21 protein-coding genes are annotated in these 22,171 nt (G+C 53.9%); 4 read left to right on the forward strand and 17 right to left on the reverse strand.

Annotated elements, in window-relative coordinates; translation table 11 throughout:
* Positions 1-110: 110 nt before the first annotated feature.
* Positions 111-764, reverse strand: coding sequence for an NUDIX hydrolase (locus PV433_RS05505; RefSeq protein WP_332071166.1), 654 nt, complete (start codon positions 762-764; stop codon positions 111-113).
* A gap of 110 nt (positions 765-874) precedes the next feature.
* Here PV433_RS05505 and PV433_RS05510 point away from each other — a divergent pair, with 110 nt between their 5' ends.
* On the forward strand, positions 875-2,035 hold the full coding sequence (locus PV433_RS05510; RefSeq protein ID WP_332071167.1) for a serine hydrolase domain-containing protein: 1,161 nt from the start codon (positions 875-877) through the stop codon (positions 2,033-2,035).
* A gap of 77 nt (positions 2,036-2,112) precedes the next feature.
* On the opposite strand, the gene PV433_RS05515 is transcribed toward PV433_RS05510, so the two are convergent.
* On the reverse strand, positions 2,113-3,261 hold the full coding sequence (locus tag PV433_RS05515) for a M20/M25/M40 family metallo-hydrolase (RefSeq protein ID WP_332071168.1): 1,149 nt from the start codon (positions 3,259-3,261) through the stop codon (positions 2,113-2,115).
* Between the two features lie 91 nt (positions 3,262-3,352).
* On the opposite strand from PV433_RS05515, the gene prli42 reads away from it, so the two are divergent.
* Entirely contained in the window at positions 3,353-3,451 is a 99-nt protein-coding gene (prli42, locus tag PV433_RS05520; protein WP_190925367.1) for a stressosome-associated protein Prli42, read from the forward strand.
* Between the two features lie 63 nt (positions 3,452-3,514).
* Here prli42 and PV433_RS05525 read toward each other — a convergent pair whose 3' ends face one another.
* The 4 genes from PV433_RS05525 to lpdA all read right to left on the reverse strand — a co-directional run bounded on the left by PV433_RS05525 (position 3,515) and on the right by lpdA (position 8,640).
* Entirely contained in the window at positions 3,515-4,882 is a 1,368-nt protein-coding gene (locus PV433_RS05525; protein ID WP_332071169.1) for a dihydrolipoamide acetyltransferase family protein, read from the reverse strand.
* A gap of 151 nt (positions 4,883-5,033) precedes the next feature.
* On the reverse strand, positions 5,034-6,017 hold the full coding sequence (locus tag PV433_RS05530) for an alpha-ketoacid dehydrogenase subunit beta (RefSeq protein ID WP_332071170.1): 984 nt from the start codon (positions 6,015-6,017) through the stop codon (positions 5,034-5,036).
* Between the two features lie 3 nt (positions 6,018-6,020).
* Positions 6,021-7,031, reverse strand: coding sequence for a thiamine pyrophosphate-dependent dehydrogenase E1 component subunit alpha (locus tag PV433_RS05535; RefSeq protein ID WP_332071171.1), 1,011 nt, complete (start codon positions 7,029-7,031; stop codon positions 6,021-6,023).
* Between the two features lie 187 nt (positions 7,032-7,218).
* Positions 7,219-8,640 (reverse strand): dihydrolipoyl dehydrogenase, encoded by a 1,422-nt coding sequence (gene lpdA / locus PV433_RS05540; protein WP_332071172.1) that lies wholly within the window; start codon positions 8,638-8,640, stop codon positions 7,219-7,221.
* A 308-nt stretch (positions 8,641-8,948) separates the two neighbouring features.
* Between lpdA and PV433_RS05545 the strand changes: the two genes are divergently transcribed.
* Positions 8,949-9,218 (forward strand): DUF2627 domain-containing protein, encoded by a 270-nt coding sequence (locus tag PV433_RS05545; protein WP_190925377.1) that lies wholly within the window; start codon positions 8,949-8,951, stop codon positions 9,216-9,218.
* On the opposite strand, the gene PV433_RS05550 is transcribed toward PV433_RS05545, so the two are convergent.
* From PV433_RS05550 to PV433_RS05565, 4 genes are all read right to left on the reverse strand, one after another.
* On the reverse strand, positions 9,215-10,048 hold the full coding sequence (locus PV433_RS05550) for a hypothetical protein (RefSeq protein ID WP_332071173.1): 834 nt from the start codon (positions 10,046-10,048) through the stop codon (positions 9,215-9,217). The genes PV433_RS05545 and PV433_RS05550 overlap by 4 nt on opposite strands.
* On the reverse strand, positions 10,045-10,749 hold the full coding sequence (locus tag PV433_RS05555) for a glycosyltransferase family 2 protein (RefSeq protein ID WP_332071174.1): 705 nt from the start codon (positions 10,747-10,749) through the stop codon (positions 10,045-10,047). The genes PV433_RS05550 and PV433_RS05555 overlap by 4 nt, the downstream gene beginning before the upstream one ends.
* The gene (gene steA / locus PV433_RS05560; RefSeq protein ID WP_332071175.1) at positions 10,746-11,816 is read right to left on the reverse strand and encodes a putative cytokinetic ring protein SteA; all 1,071 of its coding nucleotides are present in this window, start codon (positions 11,814-11,816) and stop codon (positions 10,746-10,748) included. The genes PV433_RS05555 and steA overlap by 4 nt, the downstream gene beginning before the upstream one ends.
* A gap of 132 nt (positions 11,817-11,948) precedes the next feature.
* Positions 11,949-12,143, reverse strand: a complete 195-nt coding sequence (locus PV433_RS05565; RefSeq protein ID WP_190925384.1) for an aspartyl-phosphate phosphatase Spo0E family protein — start codon at positions 12,141-12,143, stop codon at positions 11,949-11,951.
* Positions 12,144-12,418: 275 nt separating this feature from the next.
* Between PV433_RS05565 and PV433_RS05570 the strand changes: the two genes are divergently transcribed.
* The gene (locus PV433_RS05570) at positions 12,419-13,324 is read left to right on the forward strand and encodes a foldase protein PrsA (protein ID WP_332071176.1); all 906 of its coding nucleotides are present in this window, start codon (positions 12,419-12,421) and stop codon (positions 13,322-13,324) included.
* A gap of 259 nt (positions 13,325-13,583) precedes the next feature.
* Here PV433_RS05570 and PV433_RS05575 read toward each other — a convergent pair whose 3' ends face one another.
* From PV433_RS05575 to PV433_RS05605, 7 genes are all read right to left on the reverse strand, one after another.
* Entirely contained in the window at positions 13,584-14,348 is a 765-nt protein-coding gene (locus PV433_RS05575) for a reverse transcriptase domain-containing protein (RefSeq protein ID WP_332071177.1), read from the reverse strand.
* 1,327 nt (positions 14,349-15,675) lie between these two features.
* A complete protein-coding gene (gene spo0A / locus PV433_RS05580) occupies positions 15,676-16,470 on the reverse strand; it encodes a sporulation transcription factor Spo0A (RefSeq protein WP_190925388.1) in 795 nt (264 codons plus the stop codon).
* 196 nt (positions 16,471-16,666) lie between these two features.
* Entirely contained in the window at positions 16,667-17,968 is a 1,302-nt protein-coding gene (gene spoIVB / locus PV433_RS05585) for a SpoIVB peptidase (RefSeq protein WP_332071199.1), read from the reverse strand.
* Between the two features lie 144 nt (positions 17,969-18,112).
* Entirely contained in the window at positions 18,113-19,831 is a 1,719-nt protein-coding gene (recN, locus tag PV433_RS05590; RefSeq protein WP_332071179.1) for a DNA repair protein RecN, read from the reverse strand.
* A 28-nt stretch (positions 19,832-19,859) separates the two neighbouring features.
* Positions 19,860-20,309: a transcriptional regulator AhrC/ArgR gene (gene ahrC, locus PV433_RS05595; RefSeq protein ID WP_190925392.1), complete on the reverse strand. Its 450-nt coding sequence runs from the start codon at positions 20,307-20,309 to the stop codon at positions 19,860-19,862.
* Between the two features lie 19 nt (positions 20,310-20,328).
* Positions 20,329-20,787: a hypothetical protein gene (locus PV433_RS05600; protein ID WP_332071180.1), complete on the reverse strand. Its 459-nt coding sequence runs from the start codon at positions 20,785-20,787 to the stop codon at positions 20,329-20,331.
* Between the two features lie 144 nt (positions 20,788-20,931).
* Positions 20,932-21,756: a TlyA family RNA methyltransferase gene (locus PV433_RS05605; protein WP_332071181.1), complete on the reverse strand. Its 825-nt coding sequence runs from the start codon at positions 21,754-21,756 to the stop codon at positions 20,932-20,934.
* Positions 21,757-22,171: the final 415 nt, after the last annotated feature.

Raw genomic sequence — 22,171 nt, forward strand, 5'->3', positions numbered from 1 at the left:
CTATGATCTCCCGCCGTTTTCATGAACGTCCTCTTCCGGCCTGGTAACGGACATAAGAAAAAAACTGCCTTCCTGATCCGAAGACGGGTACCGATTATATAGGAAAAGCATCAGTCAGGCGGGAACAGCAAGCGCATCACCGTTCGCATCGATTCGTTCTCCGGCACCCACAGCCGCATCTCTCGGGGGATAGGAGCCCGCTCCAGCAATTCGCTTCCCAGCTCCACCATTTGTCCGAGCGTCGCGCCTTGCTCCAGAATCGGCCATCGTTCCACCGGCACGAACAAAATGGCGGCCACATCGTCTTCGGGGTTGATCCGCGCCTCATCCGTCTCTGCGCTATACAGTCCGAAATAGACATAAGGCCCTGTCGGCAAACCCGGCTTGTAAGGCACGTCCGGATTGCCGTTAGTTTTTCTTTGGAGCAGCAGCGGCGGAGTTTCGTCTATACAGGGCACCTGAACAACTTCATCCGTATCCATATTGTGAAAAAAAGTGACAGGCGATGAAAGCAGACGCACATTCAGGTTGCCCAGCTCCTCCTGCGCTTCCCTGAGGGCGCACTCCGCGATCGTCTCGCCGGGCTCTTGACCGCCGCCGACTCCGCCGACCCGCATCACCCGGCCTTCGAGCGCCTCCGGGATGCCGTCCGTGTTCAGCGTAATCGCGACCTTGCCGTCGCGGACCCAGACGACTCCTGCGCAAAACGGCTGATGATCCGTCATAGCCCTCACATCCAAAGGTTGCATAAATCGCTCTGTCATAAACTCCACTCCCCGGTCTGATTCCTAGTACTGCCTTTTCAGTTTCCCGATTTTCCGATACGATAGGTAAAGAATCCCATTATTCATAGGAAACGGAGTTGATTCAACAAATGAAGCTGAGAAATGGATCGCCTGAAGACGCGGGCATGTCGTCCGGGCGTATCCGGCATGTCGAGCGACTCGTGCAGCGCTGGGCGGATACGCAAGTCTCGCAAGCTTTTGTAACTGTCATCGCGCGCAAAGGAATCATCGTCTCCCATCAAGCGGCCGGCACGGCGTCCCCCGGACCGGAATCGTCCCCGCTGAAGCCGGACACGCTGTTCCCGCTCGCCTCGATCACGAAGCCGATCACCGCAACGGCTGCGATGATTCTCGTCGAGCAAGGCTTGTTGTCGTTAAGCTTCCCGGTTTCCTATTACATCCCCGAATTCGTCGGAGAAGGCAAGCATCAAGTGCTCGTTCATCAGCTCATGACCCACACATCGGGCATGCGCAATAACGAGATCGGTGAACATTCGCGCCAGAAGGAGGCGCTTGTCGACATTCCTCCCGCGGACGTCAACCAGCATCCGATGATCCACAAAAGATTGTTTCTCGGTTATGACGCCCCGTTATGGAAACCGCCGGGAACCGAGATGTCCTACTGCGGCTACGGGGTGGAGCTGCTCGGGGAGATCGTTCGCAGAGTGAGCGGACAGACGCTGGAGTCCTTTTGCAGGGACCATATCTTTACTCCGCTCGAGATGAACGATACTTACTTTACCGTGCCGGAGGCGTTATACTCCCGGGTGATCCGGAGACCGGAAGACGCGCCGGGCGGGAGGTGGTATCATACGCCGGAAGCGATGAGCTCGCCTTCCGCGGCGGGCGGAGCTTACTCCACCGCTCTCGATATCGCCAAATTCGGCCAGATGTTTCTGAACAAAGGCATGTACGGAAACGAGCGGATTTTGGGCGCACCCGCCGTCGCCGAAATGACGCGCAATCATATTCCCCACATCTCTTCGACTTATGGCGCGCAGTTTTTCAAGGAAGCTTCCTACGGCTACTGTTGGCCGATCAACCATAATAAGAAAGACAGCGGCGACTTGTTCTCCCCGAAGGCGCTGGTGTGCGGCGGTGCGGGCGGCGTGAATATTACGATCGATCCGCATTATGACACCGTCCAGGTCATCTTCTCGGTCGAGAGCAAAAGCAACGACGGCCACAACGTATGGTTTCCTTGTATGAATTTGTTCAACAATGCCGGAATCGCGGCGATTGAAGCGTAGTCCCTTACGAAAAAAAGCTGCCGGTCGCTTCGATCGGCAGCTTTTTCTCATGGAGGATGCAGGTTCGCCAAGCCCGGTTAGGCTTGCGCCTGAGCCGCCGATTCCTTAACGATCGCGACGACGAGTTCGGCGATCTTGACCAGCTCGGACACCGGCATCTGCTCTTCGGTCGTATGAATATTCTCATAGCCGACGGCCAGATTGACGGTCGGAATCCCCATGCCGTTAAACATGTTCGCGTCGCTTCCGCCGCCCGTATGGAACGTGGACGGCGTCCGTCCGACCGATTCGATCGCCTTCATCGCCAGCTTCACGACCGGGGCGTTCTCGTCATACTTGTAGGCCGGGTAAATAATCTCACTTATAAACTCTGCTTTGGCGCCCATATCGCTCGCCGCCGACTCGCAGGCTTCCTTCATGGCGGCCAGCTGGCGGTCGAGCTTGTCCTGGACGAGGCTTCTCGCTTCGGCGGCAATATCCACCCGCTCGCAGACGATATTCGTAGCGCCGCCGCCGGCGAAGCTGCCGATATTCGCGGTCGTCTCGAAATCGATCCGGCCGAGAGGCATCCGGGAAATCGCCTTGCTTGCCACCTGGATGGCGCTGATGCCGTCCTCCGGATTAACACCGGCATGCGCCGAACGTCCCTTAATCGTAATTTGGATACGCGCCTGGGTAGGAGCGGCTACTGCAATCGCGCCAACCTTTCCATTGGAATCGATCGCATAACCGTATGCCGCTTCCAATTGGGCCGGCCGGTTATTCGCCATCGCCCGCGAACCGAGCAGTCCCGATTCCTCGCCGGCCGTAATGACGAACAGCAGCTTTCCGTGCGGAATGTCCTGCTCCTTCAAGACGCGAATCGCTTCGATCAGAGCGGCCACACCGGCTTTGTCGTCGCTGCCGAGAATCGTCGTGCCGTCGCTGCGTATGTAGCCGTCGTCGTCGAGGCGGGGCTTGATGCCTTTGCCTGGCGTTACGGTATCCATATGGCAAGTAAACAGCATAGTCGGGACATGCGTCTGACCTTCGGACGCTTCCAGCGTGAAGATCAGGTTGCCCGAGCCGTGTCCGGTTACAGCCGCCGTATCGTCTTCGAACACGCTTAGTCCGAGCTCCGTGAACAATTTCTGGAGAACTTTGCTGATTTCCTGCTCATGTCTCGTCTCGCTGTCGATCCGGACCAGCTCCATAAACTGTTCGATCAGCCGATTTTGTTGAATCATGACTACTTTCCTCCCGGACATGGATTAAGGTACAATGTAAATATGCCCTACTATGAACCCAGTATAACCTTTTTTGAGGAGATGAAAGCTTATGTTTAGCAAAACGTTCGTCAAGGTCGTCGTATATCTGATGCTCTTCGCAATGGCCTCATCGGTCGTTCTGTATGGTATCGGAATGTTTTTCGGTTAACGGTTTCGGCCCGCTTCAAGCCTTCCGCGCTTTGGCGGGCGCGTGGCGTATGCGCGTCGGGGCCTAGTACAGCTTCGTGTCCAACGAAAAACTCTCCAGGTTTTCTTTCACCCGCTGCAGGAAACGGCCGCAGATCACCCCGTCCAAAATCCGGTGATCGAGCGACAGGCAGATGTTCGCCATCGAACGCACCGCAATCATATCGTTGATCACGACCGGACGTTTGACGATCGATTCGAACGTCAAGTTAACCGCCTGCGGATAGTTGATGATCGGATACGACAGGATCGAGCCGAACGAGCCCGTGTTGTTCACCGTTATCGTACCGCCCTGAATGTCGTCCAGCTTCAGCTTGCCGGAGCGCGCCTTGCGCGACAACTCGTCGATTTCGCGGGCGAGACCGGCGATATTTTTCTGATCGGCCTTTTTGATGACAGGGGTTATGACCGAATCTTCCGTGCCGACAGACAGCGATATATTAATGTCCCGCTTGACGATGATTTTGTCGACTGCCCATACCGAGTTCATGATCGGATAATCTTTGATCGCGTTAACGACGGCTTTCAGCACGAATGCCAGATACGTTAAGTTGATCCCTTCCTTTTTCATGAACTCGTCTTTGATTTTGTTGCGCAGCACGACCAGGTTCGTCACGTCTACCTCGATCATCGTCCAGGCATGCGGAATTTCCGCCACGCTTTGACGCATCCGGGTCGCAATCGTGTTGCGGATCGGCGTCACATCGATAATGTATTCATTTCTTCCGCCGTCTCTCGAGCTCTCGACCTCGATCTTCGGAATCGGAGGTTCTTCGGACAAATGAAGCCCGGTCGAACGCACCGGTAGTTTGGGCGCTTCCTGAGGCACCGCCGGTACGGCGGCGATAACCGCCTTGGCATCCGACACCGCCGGGATCACCCGGGCCGGCCGGCCGTTCTCCAAGTAGGCGAGCACGTCCTTCCGGGTAATCCGCCCGCCCATGCCGGTTCCCGTGATCGCCCTAAGATCGATGCCATGCTCGCTCGCAAGCGTCTGTACGGCGGGTGAATACCGGCTGCGCATCGAACCGTCTGCCGCCGCATGTCCTTCCGCCGGTTGTGCGATTGCCGACTCGCCGCCGGCAGCCGATTGGCTTCCGCTTTCCTCCGCGTTCGCAGCGCCTGCGCCGTTTGCCGCCGTTTCCGCAATCAGCGCGACCACCCCGCCCACCGGAATCGTCTCGCCCTCCTGGGCGACAATTTCCAGCAGTGTTCCTTCGACTGTCGATGGCAGCTCTGCATTCACTTTCTCGGTGATCAGCTCGCAGATCGGCTCGTATTGCTCCACATAATCTCCCGGCTTTTTCAGCCATTTGCTGATCGTAGCCGATACAAGCGATTCGGCGAGCTGCGGGATGACGATCTCCGTCCCTTGCGCCTTCGTTCCTTTCATATGCTTTTCAACCTCCCGCGACTTTCATTTGCTTATAGGATGCTACTTGCGGCTTGTACGAAGCCGGAGCTTATGAGATCGTCCGTCCGGACTGCCGTCCGCTGAATTGAACTTCGCAGCTCCAACCTGTACGCCCGAACCGTCTGCTTTCTTAGTACAACGCCAAGTTTTTCATCGCTTCTTTTACTTTATCCTTATTCAGCATGTAATGCTTCTCCAGAACGGGGCTGATCGGCATCGCCGGCACGTCCGGACTGCACAGCCGCATAATCGGCGCGTCCAGCTCGAACAGCAGCTCCTCGGCTATGATGGCGGACACTTCCGCACCTACGCCGCCCGTCTTGTTGTCCTCGTGGATGATGAGCACTTTTCCGGTTTTGGAGGCGGCGGCCAGGATCGCTTCGTTATCCAGCGGCTGGATCGTGCGCAGATCGAGCACAAGCGCGCTGATGCCTTCCTTCGCCAGCTCCGCCGCCGCTTCCAGCGCAAAATGGACCGTCAATCCGTACGTAATGACGGTAATATCCGTCCCGTCCCGTTTGACATCCGCTTTGCCGATCGGCACGATATATTCTTCCTCCGGAACTTCCCCTTCCGCAAGCTGGTAACATTTCTTATGTTCGAAGTATAAGACCGGGTCCGCATCGCGGATCGCCGCTTTAAGCAGCCCTTTGGCATCGTACGGCGTGGACGGAAACACAATTTTAATTCCAGGCGTCCCGAAAAAGATCGATTCGGTGCATTGCGAATGGTACAACCCGCCAAATATGCCTCCCCCGATCGGAGCGCGGATGACGATCGGACACGACCAGTCGTTATTCGAGCGGTAGCGGATTTTGGCCGCCTCGCTGATGATCTGGTTCGTCGCCGGCAGCATAAAGTCGGCGTATTGCATCTCCGCGATCGGCTTCATGCCGTACATGGCGGCTCCGATCGCCACGCCCGCGATCGCCGATTCCGCAAGCGGCGTATCGAGCACCCGGGCTTCTCCGAACTTCTCGATCAGCCCTTTTGTAGCGGTAAATACGCCTCCCTTGTACCCGACATCTTCCCCCAGCACGAACACGTCGCTGTCCCGCGCCATCTCCTCGCTCATCGCATCGCGAATTGCGGTTAAGTAGTTCACGACCGCCATCGGTTACTCGCCTCCCTCTTCGGCATACACATACCGGTACAAATCATCCGTTGCCGGGAACGGCGCCTTATCCCCGAACTCGGTCGCTTCTTTGATTTCTTTCACCAACTGATCGATCAACTGGGCATCCTCATCTTCGCTCCATATCCCGCACTCGATCAAGTACGCCTTAAACCGCGGAATAGCATCCTTGCCCCTATGCAGATCGACTTCTTCCTTCGTGCGGTAAGCCAGATCGTTGTCCGATGTGGAATGCGGCGAGATCCGGTACGTAATCGCCTCGATCAGAGTCGGTCCTTCTCCGCGGATCGCCCGCTCGCGGGCTTCTTTGACAGCCTTGTATACGGCGAGCACGTCGTTGCCGTCCACCTGAACGCCCGGGAAGCCGTAACCTGCCGCACGGTCCGCTACCGGAGCCGCGATCTGCTTATGCAGCGGAACGGATATCGCATATTGATTATTTTCGCACATGAAAATGACCGGCAGCTTGTGCACACCGGCGAAATTGCACCCTTCATGAAAATCGCCCTGGTTGCTGGAGCCGTCGCCGAACGTAACGAAAGAGACAAGCGATTCCCCTTTCATTCGGGCTGCGAGCGCAATGCCCACGGCATGAGGAACTTGCGTCGTCACCGGCGAAGACCCGGTTACGATGCGCAGCTTTCTGTGCGAGAAGTGTCCGGGCATCTGGCGGCCGCCGCTGTTCGGATCTTCCGCCTTGGCAAACAGCGAGAGCATCAGATCGCGCACGGTCATACCGACGGACAGGACGAAGCCGTAGTCCCGGTAATACGGCAAATAATAATCGCGGTCCCGGTCAAGTGCGAAAGCGGCGCCAACCTGGGCCGCCTCTTGTCCGATACCGGATACGTGGAAGTTGATTTTGCCTGCTCTCTGGAGAAGCAGAGCCCGTTCGTCGTACTTTCTGGCGAGAAGCATAAATTTGTACATCTCGAGCGCTTGCTGATCGGAAATGCCAAGCTGCTTATGAGTAGTCAATTGACCAATGGACATGGGACTTCGACCTCCTGGTCAGCAGACGGCCAACGCTGGAGAAGCGCTGCCGCCCGCCGGAATATGGGATGACAATTGACGAAGTTAAGAATTAATACCTGGTCTTAAGAGTTACCTCTATAACCCTATTATAGTCCCTTTTCGTCCCAATTACAATTTGATGCGGCATCCTAATTTGGATAGCCTGTCACCCTCCGATCGATAACCCATCGATCGACATCATCGCTTCGCCCAGCGCTTCGGACAAAGTCGGATGCGGATGGATCGTACCGCCGACCTCCCAAGGCGTCGCGTCGAGCATCTGCGCCAAGGCTGCTTCAGAGATCAGCTCGGTCGCCTGCGGCCCGATGATATGAACGCCGAGTATGTCGTTCGTCGCCGAATCGGCGACTACTTTGACGAAACCGTCGCTTTGTCCGTATACGAGCGCCTTGCCCAACGCTTTGAACGAGAATTTTGCCGTTTTTACGGCAAAGCCCTGATCGGCCGCCTGCTTTTCCGTCCAGCCGACAGAAGCGATCTCCGGGCTCGAATATACGCAGCGCGGCACGAGATGGGCCGCATAAGCATGCGTGGTTTTGCCTGCGGCATGCTCGGCGGCGACCACTCCTTCGTGTCCGGCCGCATGGGCAAGCTGAACTCCCCCGCTCACGTCGCCGACCGCGTAAATGTGCGGTTCTGTCGTCTGCATCGAACCGTTCACCCGGATCACGCCCTGATCGACGCGGACATCGGTATTTTCCAGCCCGATGCCGTCCGCATTGGCGATCCTGCCTACGCACACCAGCATCGTTTCCGCCGCCAAAGCTTCGGTGCCTTTGGCTGTCTCCACGCTCATTTTGACTCCGTCAGCAAGCGCCTCGACCGATTCGACCTGCAGCTTGGCGCCCGTCATCACTCGAATACCGCGTTTTTTGAACAACCGCTCGAGCTCCCGCGATACGTCCTCGTCCTCGGTCGGCAAAATCCGGCGTTCTCCTTCGACAACCGTCACGCTGGCGCCGAATTCGTGAAGCATCGTCGCCCACTCCACCCCGATCACCCCGCCGCCGATGATAACGATAGATGACGGGAGACGCTCCATATTAAGCGCATCGTCGCTTGTCATAATTCGGGTTCCGTCGGGCGTCAGTCCGGGCAGCATACGCGGCCTCGATCCGGTAGCGATGATTAGTTGGCCCGGCACGAGCGTCTCCATCTCGCCGTCTTCCAGCTCGACGGCCACGGAGCCGCTTCGCGGCGAAAAAATAGAAGGCCCGATAATACGGCCGTTGCCTTTTACAACGTGAATCTTATGTTTGGTCATTAGAAATTGCAGCCCTATATAAAGCTGCTCCACAATAGCCGCTTTGCGCGACTGCGCTTGGGCCAAATCAAAGGAAACGGAATCTGTGATCACTCCGAACTCGCCGGCCCGCTTCATCGTGCCATATACTTCGGCGCTGCGCAGAAGCGCCTTGCTCGGAATGCAGCCTCGATGCAGGCATGTCCCTCCAAGCTTGTCCCGCTCGACGACAGCGACCGACTTCCCGAGCTGCGCTGCGCGGATCGCAGCGGTATAACCGCCGATGCCGCCCCCTAGAACTACGATATCAAATGTATTGGACAATGTATGTTCCTCCCGTCTGCGGAATCGATGCCTCTATTGTACCAAAAGCGAAATGGACATCAAATACAATTCAGGATAAGATAGAAGGACAGACTATTAGAGGTTGTTCAAAAAGTCCGCTTTTGATCACGAGGCCGATCAGGAAGCGTACTCGACATCGAATATGGAATTCAGCCGGAACTTCCGGTGCTCACGTAGCTCCCACTACGCTCCGCTCCTCATTTCCTAGCTTCATCCCATCTTCTCGGTGCTGAAAACCGGACTTTTTGAACTCGCACTATTACCGACTGCAAAGTGAGGTCGCTTCGATGAGAGAGAAAGTGCAGCGTTTTATCGCTATTATGCTGCTGATTATTCCCGGTTTTGCCGCTACATACGGTTTTCTTGCGATGAAGGACGCGTGGTTCGCGCAGTTCGGACCCGAAGAGAGCGACCCGCATATTTTATGGGGCAAAATGGTGGTCGGCATCGTTTTATTTGTCGCCGGAGTCGCGTTTATCGGCGGCTGGATTTTTTTCCGCGACCGCAAGCGCAATTACGTCGCCCCCCGTTTCCGGGCAAAAAAAAGACGGCCTTAAGCCCGTCCGAATCGGTCCAGCCAGCGGACCCATTTATGTTTGTCGATCCAGGCGGTAATCGATTCTTTCTCCGCTGTCCGGTGAATGGCCGCAAGAAAGAGCAGATATACCGTCTGCAGCCATAACGGGAACGAATCCGCAATCGCGCAGCCGAGCGCGAAGCCGAGCAGGTTCGCACCGCCGTCGCCCAGCATATGCCTGCCCCTCAGATCCCCCGGCATCAGCGCCAGACCGCCGGCGATCGCCGGCAGCAGCCAGACGTTTCCGCTCCATCCCGGTTCCGCGACCGCCACTACCATTGCTCCGGCATAAAACCCTTTCCACGCTCTGCCCGGCCTCACATCGAGCAAATTCAGCGTATTCGCCGTCATCGCGATAGCCGCCCAGCCGATGCAAGCTTCCCACCAGGTCCGGCTGCCGTCCGCCACGATCCATAATGCGGCAAGTCCGATCGCGGCCGCTTTTACCGCCCCTGTAGTAAACGTCCGCGTTTGCCGCCAGCTTCGGAAATGACCTCCGATTCCTTTGACGCTCCGTTCGCCGATCATATCGTCCGTCCAGCCCGCTGCGAATACGAGCAGAAAAGCGGGAAAATATGCTGAAATAGTCGAAACGGTACTTCCGGATAAGCCCCAAGCCGCCTTTAGTTGCAGCATTCCGTACAACGCTATATATAAAACGATCAAAACCGCGCCGGTTCCGACCGGAATTATTTCTCCTTCGTAATTCGGTACGGTCATGCCGTGACTGCGCAAAAACCGGACCGCCGGTGGAAGCATAAATAGCCCAAGTATCGCAAGCGCACCAATCCATCCGATCGTCCCGGTCATGGCACGAAACGTCCCCGCCGCAGCCACATCGTTTTGGCGATAGCCGCCAGTTGACCGCCGCGGTGCCAAAATCCGCGGATCGTCCTGCCCGTTTCCCGGTGGGAAAGCGGCAGCGGTACTTCGCATATGCGGTAGCCGAGGCGTGCGGCATCGATCGTCAGGCCCACCTCTATGCCGAATCCTTGAGGCGAACGTTCAAGGCGTTTCAGCACCTCGCTGCGCACCGCCCGCTGACCGGATAAGGGCGCGGCGAACTGCTGCCCCGTCAGCTTGAAAATCCCTCTTCCGGCGATCCGTCTGACAATCCCGAATCCTCCGCCGCGGGGCGTCCCGGAAAACGCGGCAATCGACATATCCGCCTCATCGTTCAGAATCGGCGAAAGCAGACCGGCCAAATGCTCGGCCGAGCTTTCCAGATCGGCATCGGCGAACAGGATGATGTCTCCTGCCGCGTTCGACCAGCCCGTTCGCATGGCGGCTCCTTTCCCGAGTCTGACGGCATGCTCGATCACGGTCGTCGCCCAAGGCGCCGCTTCTTCAGCAGTACGGTCGGAGCTTCCGTCATCGACGACGATCAGCTCGTCCCATAACCGGCTGCCGTCATGCCTCGTCATCCGATGGAGCGCTTGCAGCGTCTGGCCGACCGACCTCTCTTCGTTCCATGCGGGCACCACAATCGATACGGAAGGACGCGTTCTCATAACCGGCCCCCTCCTTCCAGAGCTTGAACGAAACCGGGCACGATATGAAGCTGATGCTTTTTCGGCATCATCCACCGGTTCGCTCCTTTGGCATCCACGAGTTTATGGCCGATCAGCATCCGGACAAGCAGCGTGCTGGCCATTCCGCCCCGTCCTTTCTCCATAAAATCTACGGGATGGCTGTGGGAACCGATCACGACGATATGATCCGCTCCTTGCTCGTAGGCGATCCGCATCGCGGCGTCTTCGCTCGTCCCCGGGGCAGCTACCCGTTCCGCGCACAAGCCAAGCTGCCCGAGCCGCTCCATGCCGGGAGCCCGGCCGTCCTCATAAGCGTGTACCAGCAGCTGTGCTCCGCAGTGCAGCGCCGCATCCGATACGCTGTCCATATCGCCGACGATCAGATCCGGCCGGATGCCTTGGGCAATCAAAGCGTCCGCCCCGCCGTCCACCCCGATTAGCACCGGCCTGGCTTCTGCAATATATTCCGACAAGGCGGCGAGGTCTTCCTTGTACCCTTTCCCCCGTGCGACAATCAGCGCGTCTCTTCTCCACAGCGGGACGCGAAGAGGAGGAATCGGTATCGGCTTGGCCAGTTGCTGCAGCTCTTGTGCGGCGTAATGAAGCGTATTGGCGGCGAAGTCGCGCAGGGCAGCTGCATAATTCCGCTCGGCGGCCTCGAGCGAGCTTCTCATGCACTCGTAAGTAAACGGGCGTACCGGAATCGACAGAAGGCGAGTAGTTAATACATCTGCGCGAAGCGACACGATTTCACCGTTCGTAATGTCGCCGAACCGTTCCTCCTCGATTTCAAACAAAGGTACGCCTGCTTGCAGCAAACGGATCGGTCCCTCATGCGGAAACGTGCCGCTCATCGTTCGGGATGCGTTAATGACGGCTTTCACCCCCGCTTCGAGCAATCCTTCGGCCGCCGCCTCATCTAGGTCCGGATGACGAATTAGGGCGATTTCTCCGGGGCGGATCGACCGCAGGAGCCGTTTCGTATTCGGATCAGCCTTTACGACCCCTTCGAGATTGGCCTTGAGCTGCACGGATTTCGCGATCATAAACGTGTTCCCCCGAACTTGTACGACATAGTCTGACTTTGTACTAGTTTAGTCATTTCGTCGGCATCCCATGCGGAAAAAACGACAAATACCCTCCGCCGGGCGGAGGGTATTGCTGAGAGCTCCTGTTTATCACCTGTATGTAAGTAGCTGCTGCTTCTGGGTACTTAGATGCATTTTTGTAAACTGAACCAGAAACTCGTCCAGCTGCTGGCTCATCTCCAGCACCGTGTCGTCGGCGAACGTTCCTTTCTCCATCGCCAGAGCTACCAAATCGCCTCGAAGCTGCTCAATCGTTTCCGCTTCATCCAATAGAACCGCATTCATTTTGCTTCATTCCTCTTTCTTTCTGAGCTTTTCAGTTGTTTTTCATTTGCTTTTCATAATTGCTATTATAATACGACCCAGGGGTCATTGTTTGTCACTTCTTGTCACGGTCAAACTATTTTTTGTGAACTTCGGACACAATTGTTCAGCATTCCGCTTCTATCGACCGAATTCATTTTAATCTGAAATTAAGGTATTATGGATCGCATTCTGGTATAGTTTGAAAAGTCAGCTACAGCACGATAAATATACAGTTGAAAGGGGCATATTTGCCGATGAGGCAGCAGAAACAGAACAAGACATGGATGATTACTTCTCTCGTACTGCTCGTTTTGCTCGCGGGCGTATCGATTTATGCGTTTACGAAAAACGGCGGCGGCGGCGATGAGGCGGTTGCATCCGTCAACGGCGTTAAAATTGGTAAAAGCGAGCTTTTTGACCAATTGATCCTTAACGGGGGATCGCAAATCCTCGATTCGATGATCACCGAGGAACTCATCAAGCAAGAAGCGGAAAAAGCCGGTTTTAAAGTAACCGACGCCGACCTGGAGCAGGAACTCACTTCGTTCAAAAAAGGGTTCAGCTCCGATGAAGAATTCAATATGCTGCTTATGCAAAGCGGTATGACGCTTGATGAAGTCAAAAACAAATTTATGCCGATGCAAGTGAGACTCAGAAAGATTCTGGGACCTCAAGTTACAATTACCGAAGACGACATGAAGAAGTATTACGAAGAAAACAAAGAGATGATGGCGACGCCGGAGCAAGTCAAAGCTTCTCACATCCTGGTCGCTACGAAGGAAGAGTCGGAGGCGATTCTGGCCCAGTTGAAAGGCGGAGCGGATTTCGCCACGCTGGCCAAAGAAAAATCCACCGACCCGGGCTCGAAAGAGCAAGGCGGCGATCTTGACTATTTCGGCAAAGGCATGATGGTCAAAGAATTTGAGGATGCCGCATTTTCGCTTCCTGTAGGCGAGCTCAGCAATGTGGTTCAGACGTCGCACGGCTTCCACATCATCAAAGTAACGGACAAAAAGGCGGCAACGACTCCGACTTACGATCAGAAAAAAGACGATATCAAGGAAGAACTGACCAGCCAAAAAATCCAGGAGCTGTCCGGCCCTTGGATGGAAGAAATCAAAGGCAAAGCCAAGATCGAAAATAAACTTCAAGCTAGCTGATCGCAGCAGCATGAAGGGATATATTAAGAAAAAGAAACCGGCCTCTCTCAGCCGGTTTTCTTTGTTTTTCTATTACTAATTAGAGAATTACTAATTCGAGTGAGCGTGACTTATAACGTGTGGAGTTCGTGCGGGCCGAGATAATACAGAATACACAAAATATAGTAGAGTAAAGGGCTGGGATTACCAGCCCCTCCTCGTCAAACCGTACGTGCGGTTTTCCCGCATACGGCTTTCCGATGCTCTTCACCCTGGGCAGTTACGTACTTGCCTGCAAAGTTGCGGATTTCAGCCCGATACGCTTTAGTGTAGAATAGAAGTCGAAGTGCCATGTTTTCCGTCGCTTGTGTTTGTTGTTCCAGAAGATCACGAGACGTTTACAGATGTACCAGTCAATCTTTCGCAAGAAGCCGTTTGCCGAGCCTTTATCCGCCTTAGCGTAGTAGTTCCGCCACCCTTGTATTTTCGGGTTCAGTTCCTCTACCAGCTCATTCAGCGTTCGGGTCAGTTTCTTCCTCGGCGCCGTCACTTCTTTGACCTTGCTTCGCATCTTCTTCATCACTTTCTTCGACGGAAAACTTCGGAGAATCCAAGCTTTCTTTCCCCCCTTGCGATACGCCGGGAGGCGCCTGTGATGGTAGCCCAGAAAATCAAACCCTTGGTTCTTCTCTTTCATCCAGAGGTTGACCAGCTTGCTTTTCTGGGCGTTCATCTTTAGCTCGAGTTTTCCAAACACCGCCTTCAGCACCTCAATGGCTTTCAGCGCGTGTTCCTTCTTGTGGCATAAAATCACCAGATCATCCGCATATCGCACCAGTGTCCCCAGCTCGGTAAACTGTTTCTCCCAGATCATGTCTAAATAGTGGAGGTAAATATTCCCTATAAATGGCGAGATTACGCCGCCCTGCGGGCTTCCGATGTCCGTTTCGAAGAACTTGTCGTCCTTCATGACCCCAGCTTTCAGCCATTTCCGGATCACTTTGAGCATACGTCGATCGTTGATTCGCTGTTCCACCAGTTCCATGAGCTTTTCATGGGGGATATTGTCAAAATAGCCGTTTCACATGCCGATCCCTTTACACCGGAGAGTTCTTCCGTGCTGCAGCTCCAAGTTCTTCACACGTTCCTTGGCCTTCGCCCGGACTCCCGGGGCTCGGCGCTCTCTTGTCCTCGAAAGGTTCGCTATTACGATGCGGTGGGATTCACGGTCGGTCCATTACGGCCTGTGAATTCGCTTCCTTGCGCTTTGCGCAGTTTTTTCGCAGGGCTTCAGCCGCCGGATCTCTCCTGCGTCTGCCTGCTAGCTACGGGGCGGCTTGGCCCCTACCCCGACTGAACTTTCATCAGCTAGTTGTGCCTAGCTTGGCTAGGCGCGCAGAGTCTCTAGCACCCTCTATTTTCCGAATCTGTCGATGTCAGGGAGAAATAGAGGCGGTTTGTGAGGCTATCGATTCATTGTGGACAACCAAGTGGAAAGGGAAAAGATTACCTTCTGGCGAGTTTTGTCTGGAATCCCCTACCTTACAATCCTTATTCAATCAAGGGATTTCCGGACAACCTGTTTGAGCAGAAGAAGGTAACTTTTCACTTGGAACGGTCTGCTAACACTTCTACACAATGAATCGACAGCCTCTTTTGCAGCCCCTATTTTAAGCCAATTAGTGGGTTCGCAGCCTTCTGGCTGATAATAGCAGCTTCTAACCGCTCTTAATTTTCCATTCAAGCGGGTTTTGGACAAAATAGAAGGTACAAACCGCTCTTATTCCATTTTTCCCCTGTCTATAGGTTGAGGAGGAAGCTGAAAGGTCAGCGAAAAACGACTTGCGGCAACAACTGATCGATAAGGAAATGTGCTTTCACCTTTAGGTTTTGGGTTTTGGTATCGTTTTCGGTGTTTAACTATGAGCTATTGGTTTTTGGGGGTTGGGGTTGGGGTTGGGGTTTTCGCTTTTGGGCTTTTGACTTCTCGCTATCCACGCTCTAGCCTTTAGCAACGTCAAACCTTCGTTGAAGTTAAAATAAAAAAATAAAACGCCCTTTCCCATAGGACAAAGAGCGTTTAATCCAAAAATGAATGTTTATTGTTTTATATGCGAACAAACGTTTGTAATTTTCCCCCATTTCGTATACACTTAAAGTATGCACCAGCTGCCAATTCCATCGAAGAGAACCGGGGGTGAATTCGCGTATTTAGTTGATTTCGTGGAGAGCCGCGCTGAAGCTTATCGGAACGATGGCCGTCGGAAGCCGATAATTTCGCGCTGGTTTACCGGTAAGACCCTGACTTTATTTATACTGGCATGCTGGCTTAATTTCCCGGCAGCGCATGAACCGTACAGCAGCAGAACTTATTAAGAAACCTTATGCTCGATCCGCAGCTTGTCCGCCACCATCGCGATGAACTCGGAATTCGTCGGCTTCGACTTGCTGATGTTGATGGTGTAACCGAACAAGTGGCTGATGCTGTCGATATTGCCGCGCGTCCAAGCGACTTCGATCGCATGGCGGATCGCCCGTTCAACACGGCTCGGGGTCGTTTTGTATTTTTCGGCAATGGCCGGATAGAGCGTTTTCGTAATGGCACCGAGGATTTCGATGTTGTTGTACACCATCGTGATCGCTTCGCGCAAATATTGATAACCTTTAATATGTGCGGGTACGCCGATCTCATGGATGATGCTCGTAATATTGGCATCCAGGTTTTTGCCTTTTGTAATCGGCACGACATTGGGCTTGGATGCGACGGAAGACGTCATCGGGCTCGAATTGGAGACGAGCTGACGAATCCGGTTCGTCAATATTTCCATATCGAAAGGCTTCAATATATAATAAGAAGCTCCCAATTGAACCGCTTTTTGAGTAATATTCTCTTGACCGAACGCAGTAAGCATTATAATTTTTGGCTGCGGGTTGAGGTTCATCTCGCGAAGCTTCTCCAACACGCCGAGACCGTCCAGATGCGGCATAATAATATCCAAAATGAGGACGTCGGGCACTTTCTTGTTTTGTTCGATGTAAGACAGCACCTCGTTGCCGTTATAGGCGACGCCCGCCACCACCATATCGTCTTGCTCGGAGATGAATTCCGATAATAAATTTGTGAATTCTCGGTTGTCGTCGGCCAATAGCAATTCGATCTTTTGCAACTTCATATCCTCCTTCGATTGTAACGCAGAAAGTGTTGGTAGATTGCTCCACTACTAAAGATTTTCGACACGGCGATCGTTTTTCCTTCTGTCGAAAAATTTTTTTCTTTCTTTTTTTCAACAAATCATCTATAATAATATTTTTCTTCCCGATACGCGATCGTTCGACAAAAAGCGAAAAATCTTAAGGCGGTTTTTACCCGGCCTTAAGATTTTTTTGTTCGTTCGAACCGATCACAACCCCTGCATCCTGCAGCATCCACTCGATAAAGCAGCCGTATCCCGACGTCGGGTCGTTCACGAATACGTGTGTGACGGCTCCGATCATTTTTCCGTTCTGAATAATCGGACTACCGCTCATGCCCTGGACAATCCCGCCGGTTTTCTCCAGCAGACGCGGGTCGGTTATTTTAATAACCATGCCTTTCGTCGCCGGGAACTCCTGCTTGGATACATGAACGATCTCGATATCGAACTTCTCCACTTTCTGACCGGAGATGACGGTGTAGATATGAGCCGGCCCTTCCTTGACTTCCTCCGCGAAGGCGACCGGAATCGCTTCTTTCGCTAAAGCATGATCCGGAGCGTTATACATTTTACCGAAAATGCCAAATGCCGTATTTTTTTCGATATTGCCCAGCTCTTTGCTTTCGTTGAAGAAATTGGCCCGTTTCTCGCCGGGTTCGCCGTTTTGGCTTTTGGAGATGGACGTTACGTTGGAATGGACGATATGACCGTCCCCGACGGGAATCGGAGTTTGCGTGTCCATATCGGTAATGACGTGGCCCAGCGCGCCATACACGCCTTGATCCGGTGCGTAAAAGGTCAATGTGCCGACGCCGGCCGCCGAATCCCGGATATACAACCCGAGGCGGTACGTTTTATCAAGCATATCGTAAGCCGGTGTAATGCTCGTGATAATTTCTTGATTGTTGCGGCGGATTTTCAGCGCGAGCGGCTTTTTTTGCTCACCCGCCTTTTTGACGATATCGGCCACTTTGGAGACATCGTTGATGTACGTCCCGTCGATTTCCCGAATCAGATCGCCCACCATAATTTTCGCTTCCTCGCCAGGGGACACTTTTTTATTCTCCGCCACCTGGATAAGGTGATGACCGACGACCATGATGCCGTCCGACTTCATCTTCACACCAATCGTTTGACCGCCGGGAATGACTTTCAGATCCGGCATCACATTCACTTTCACGGTTTTTAACGGAATTTTCCCGAATAAGCGAAGCTGCAGATCGGTTTGCCCGCTGCCCGCCGATTCAAGCGAGATTGGGCGGTTTAAATCCACTTGAAACGAATGCTCGGCTACTCCGTTTACTTTTACAATTTCCGGATTAACCGTAACCTGCGCGTGGACCGGCATCGACAGGTGTAGCTGTCTGCCCTGACCGGTAAACATCCTTAATTCGTCGGGGAACGAAGCGAAGCTTTGAAAAGGAGTGGAACTGCAACCCAAACAAACGAAGAAGACGAGAATAAGTCCCATCAGTCTTTTTCTGCCGGTACCCAAATCGATCACGCTCCCTTTTCCATGCTGCCTGACTAGGCGATTCGCCGATTGCGTACCTATAAGGTAACCGTGCCCCGATCGTTTTATAACTGCAAATGATGCCACGTTTTGTGGCTATTTTCACACATTGGCGTTCATTTTCTTTTCATTCGCCAGGGAAATCATTTCACGGGCATGATCAAGCGTTTTTTCCGTTACCTCCACACCGCCGAGCATACGGGCCAGCTCCCTTACCCGTTCCGAATCGCGCACGTCCTCCACCGAGGTGAAGGTCCGGTCCGCCTGAATTGTCTTGAGTATTAAATAGTGCGAATCCGCCATGCAGGCCACTTGCGGCAAGTGTGTAATCGAGAACACCTGGCAATATTGCGACAGCTCAGACATTTTCTCGGCGATCGCCTGAGCGGCCCGTCCGCTGACTCCGGTATCGACCTCATCGAAAACAAGCACAGGAATACGGTCTACCCGCGCAAAGATCGATTTCATCGCCAGCATAATCCGCGACATCTCCCCACCGGATGCGATCTTCGCGAGAGGGCGCAGCGGTTCTCCGGGATTGGCCGAAATTAGAAATTCGACCTGGTCCAGGCCGTTACGCGTGAAGCTCGGCGATTCCAGATCCTCCGAATGTCCGCTCCGCAGAAACTGTACTTCGAACCGGGTCCGTTCCATATGAAGCGCCTTCAACTCGGCTTCGATGCTGTGGCTTAACCGCTTGGCCGCATGCTGCCGAAGCTTGGATAATTTGTCGCCGGCCGTGAGCAGCTGATCTTGGACTTGCTCGGTTTGTCTCGTTATCCGTTTCACCGCTTCGTCCTTGTTTTCGATCAGCTCCAGCTGCTGTGAGATCCGTTTGCCGTGCTCGATAATCTCGGCTACATTGTCCCCGTACTTGCGGCGGAGCATTCCGATCATATCAAGCCGCTGCTCGACATGCTCCAGCCGGGCCGGGTTGAATTCAATCCCATCACGGTAATCCCTTAACTGAAAGGCCGCATCTTCGAGTTGATAAAAAGCCGACTGCATTTGCTCCAGCAGCGGATTCAGCTTGGCCGTATCCACCGCCGACACATCGGATATGCGTTGAATCGCTTTCGAAATCGCCGATAACCCTTTGGAGCCGTATAAAGCGTCGTATGAGTCCGCCACGTTCTGAAACAGCTTCTCCGCATTCGCTAGTTTGCGCTTTTCTTCCGATAACGATGCATCCTCGCCGATTTTTAACGATGCCGCCGAGATTTCCTCGATCTGGAACCGGTACAGATCGGCCATCTGCAGCGCCTGCTTCGTCGATTCCTCCAGTTGCCGAAGCTCTTTGCGGAGTTCCGTATACCGGTCATACACTTCCTCATAATGGGTGCGAGCCGGTACGATCGTTTCGGCATCGAACATATCGAGCCAGTGAATATGCGCCTCCGCCTTCATCAGCGACTGATGCTCGTGCTGGCCGTGAATATTGACGAGACATTCGCCCGCTTCGCGCAGCATCGTTAAATTGACAAGCTGGCCGTTGATCCGGCTCGAACTTTTCCCTTGCGCCGATATTTCCCTGCGGATAATCAGCGGTTCGTCCCTGTTGGCATCGATGCCGATCCGCGCCAGCACGTCCCAGACCGGGTGTCCGTGCGCCAACTCGAACCCCGCTTCAATCTCCGCCTTCTCGCATCCGTAACGAACGAGTTCTGCGGAGCCGCGCCCTCCCGCTATAAGTCCGAGCGCATCGATGATGATCGATTTCCCCGCACCCGTCTCTCCGGTTAACACCGAAAAACCGTTCCGGAACGAAACGGTAACTTGTTCGATAACAGCCAAGTTGCGAATGGTCAATACTGTAAGCATACGCTTTCCTCCCGCCGGAAAAAATCGGTTATCCGAGCATTCCTTTAAACTGGTTTACCACTTTCCCGCTCTGACTTTTGGTGCGGCATATGATCAATATCGTATCGTCACCGCATATCGTCCCCATGATTTCACTCCATTCCAAACTGTCGATTAACGCCCCGAGCGTATTCGCCGTACCCGGCATACATTTCATAACGACCAAATTTTCCGCGTAGTCGATATGTACGAAATGATCGTGCAAGGCGCGCTTCAGCCTGGGCAGCGGATTGATTTTTTGCTCTGCAGGCATCGAATATTTGTAGCGGCCGTCCTCCAGCGGTACTTTGATCAGCTGCATTTCTTTAATATCCCGGGAAACTGTGGCTTGCGTCACTTGGTAGCCGGCGAGTCCCATTTCCTTCACCAGGTCGTCCTGGGTTTCAATTTCTTTGCCGGTAATAATTTCCCTAATTTTGAAATGCCGTTGGGCTTTCATGCAAATGTAATCCTCCTATTTAGTCCCGTTCGACTTCGAACGTAATTTTCCGGATCGAGCCGATCGCCGGATCGACATAAAGCACCCCGGCCGCTTCCGGGTACAGCAAGCTATACACCAGCAGCCTCTCCCGGATCGCGCTGCCTGTCATCTCCAGAGGCATCCGCTCCCGGGCCAGCTTCACGACATAAAACCGGTCTTCATCGTCCATTACGTACGCATCGACAAATATACGGCTCTCCAGCAGTTGGTCGTCCATTGTCATCGTAACAGGAAGTTTATGCTTGCCCGCCACTATCTCATATCCCCTCGCATTCAGCAGCATCACCACTTCTTCGGAAGGCAAATACAGCTCGTCCTGCCGGGGAATCGCAAGCGCCGCTCTCGGCTTATCGTACCATTTGCGTCCCCGCGCGTAAAACCAGATGACAAGAACGGCGATAAGTAACAGAATTACGAAAGAGTCACCGGTTCGCATCTAGCGTCCCCTCCATCCTGGAGCAGCTCCAGCTTCCGCATTCGTCCGGATTTCCGGCCATGGAGAACACATTCTAGCACGTACCGGGAAAATCCTCTCTCATATACAAAAAACTCATCTCGCGGATGAGTTTTTCGCATGTGCTTAAAACGACCGGTTCGCCGTCTCCACCGTCTCCTGAATGGACGACTCCAGCGCCGCCTTGGACATGACGCCGGGCGTACCGGCGTTCATCGTCAACAAGACGAGAAATTCGATGTTCCCTTCTCCGCCGGTTATCGGGGAATACGTCAATCCTTTGACACCAAACCCGATCTCCTGCGCAAACTGCAGCACGCCTTCCAGCACTTCCCGGTGAACATGCGGATCGCGCACGACGCCCGACTTCCCTACTTTTTCGCGTCCCGCCTCGAACTGAGGCTTGATGAGCGCCGCCACTTGCCCTTCCGGAGCCAGCAGCTGTCGGAGAGGAGGCAAAATGAGTTTAAGCGAAATGAACGATACGTCAATCGACGCAAATATCGGCGGTTCTCCCGGCAAATCGCTGGGCTGCATATGCCGGAAATTCGTCCGCTCCATCACATGAACGCGCGGATCGTTGCGCAGACTCCAGTCCAGTTGGTTGTAGCCTACGTCGACCGCATGCACATACGATGCACCGTGCTGTAGAGCACAGTCGGTAAATCCGCCGGTCGAAGCCCCGATATCGATTATAATCGCTCCGTTCAGATCGAGTCCGAACGAACGGATCGCTTTCTCCAGCTTCAGGCCGCCGCGGCTTACATACGGGTGCACCGCGCCTTTGACTGTAATGGACGCCTCCCGGGGGATTTTCGTCCCGGCTTTGTCAATCTTGTCGTTATCTACCAATACGAGACCGGCCATAATCGCCGATTTCGCTTTTTCCCTGCTGTCGTAAAATCCTTGTTCGACCAGAAGCACGTCGAGCCTTTCCTTATTAGAAGACATGCAAACGCTCCTACCGTTGTTTAAGAGGTTGTTCAAAAAGTCCACTTTTGATCACGAAGCCGATCAGGAAGCCTACTCGACATCGAATATGGAATTCAGCCGGAACTTCCGGTGCTCACGTAGCTGGCACTACGCTCCGCTCCTCATTTCCTAGCTTCATCCCATCTTCTCGGTGCTGAAAATCGGACTTTTTCAACTCGCATTATAAGAGGTTGTTCAAAAAGTCCACTTTTGATCACGAAGCCGATCAGGAAGTCTGCTCGACATCGAATATGGAATTCAGCCGGAAACTTCCGGTGCTCACGTAGCTGGCACTACGCTCCGCTCCTCATTTCCTAGCTTCATCCCATCTTCTCGGTGCTGAAAATCGGACTTTTTCAACTCGCATTATAAGAGGTTGTTCAAAAAGTCCACT

Source organism: Paenibacillus sp. GYB004 (genome assembly GCF_036577605.1).
GTDB classification, from domain to species: Bacteria; Bacillota; Bacilli; order Paenibacillales; family NBRC-103111; genus Paenibacillus_AB; species Paenibacillus_AB oceani.

What these genes read in the sequence shown, in the direction of transcription:
- spoIVB (WP_332071199.1), bottom strand. Translation starts at nt 17,968, where the DNA reads ATGGGACTTATTCTCGTCTTCTTCGTTTGTTTGGGTTGCAGTTCCACT.
- PV433_RS05600 (WP_332071180.1), bottom strand. Translation starts at nt 20,787, where the DNA reads ATGCGAACCGGTGACTCTTTCGTAATTCTGTTACTTATCGCCGTTCTT.
- PV433_RS05505 (WP_332071166.1), bottom strand. Translation starts at nt 764, where the DNA reads ATGACAGAGCGATTTATGCAACCTTTGGATGTGAGGGCTATGACGGAT.
- PV433_RS05535 (WP_332071171.1), bottom strand. Translation starts at nt 7,031, where the DNA reads ATGTCCATTGGTCAATTGACTACTCATAAGCAGCTTGGCATTTCCGAT.
- PV433_RS05605 (WP_332071181.1), bottom strand. Translation starts at nt 21,756, where the DNA reads ATGTCTTCTAATAAGGAAAGGCTCGACGTGCTTCTGGTCGAACAAGGA.
- PV433_RS05525 (WP_332071169.1), bottom strand. Translation starts at nt 4,882, where the DNA reads ATGAAAGGAACGAAGGCGCAAGGGACGGAGATCGTCATCCCGCAGCTC.
- steA (WP_332071175.1), bottom strand. Translation starts at nt 11,816, where the DNA reads ATGATCGCGAAATCCGTGCAGCTCAAGGCCAATCTCGAAGGGGTCGTA.
- PV433_RS05570 (WP_332071176.1), top strand. Translation starts at nt 12,419, where the DNA reads ATGAGGCAGCAGAAACAGAACAAGACATGGATGATTACTTCTCTCGTA.
- PV433_RS05530 (WP_332071170.1), bottom strand. Translation starts at nt 6,017, where the DNA reads ATGGCGGTCGTGAACTACTTAACCGCAATTCGCGATGCGATGAGCGAG.
- recN (WP_332071179.1), bottom strand. Translation starts at nt 19,831, where the DNA reads ATGCTTACAGTATTGACCATTCGCAACTTGGCTGTTATCGAACAAGTT.
- PV433_RS05510 (WP_332071167.1), top strand. Translation starts at nt 875, where the DNA reads ATGAAGCTGAGAAATGGATCGCCTGAAGACGCGGGCATGTCGTCCGGG.
- PV433_RS05550 (WP_332071173.1), bottom strand. Translation starts at nt 10,048, where the DNA reads ATGACCGGGACGATCGGATGGATTGGTGCGCTTGCGATACTTGGGCTA.
- PV433_RS05545 (WP_190925377.1), top strand. Translation starts at nt 8,949, where the DNA reads ATGAGAGAGAAAGTGCAGCGTTTTATCGCTATTATGCTGCTGATTATT.
- PV433_RS05555 (WP_332071174.1), bottom strand. Translation starts at nt 10,749, where the DNA reads ATGAGAACGCGTCCTTCCGTATCGATTGTGGTGCCCGCATGGAACGAA.
- prli42 (WP_190925367.1), top strand. Translation starts at nt 3,353, where the DNA reads ATGTTTAGCAAAACGTTCGTCAAGGTCGTCGTATATCTGATGCTCTTC.
- PV433_RS05575 (WP_332071177.1), bottom strand. Translation starts at nt 14,348, where the DNA reads ATGGAACTGGTGGAACAGCGAATCAACGATCGACGTATGCTCAAAGTG.
- ahrC (WP_190925392.1), bottom strand. Translation starts at nt 20,309, where the DNA reads ATGAAAGCCCAACGGCATTTCAAAATTAGGGAAATTATTACCGGCAAA.
- PV433_RS05515 (WP_332071168.1), bottom strand. Translation starts at nt 3,261, where the DNA reads ATGATTCAACAAAATCGGCTGATCGAACAGTTTATGGAGCTGGTCCGG.
- PV433_RS05565 (WP_190925384.1), bottom strand. Translation starts at nt 12,143, where the DNA reads ATGAATGCGGTTCTATTGGATGAAGCGGAAACGATTGAGCAGCTTCGA.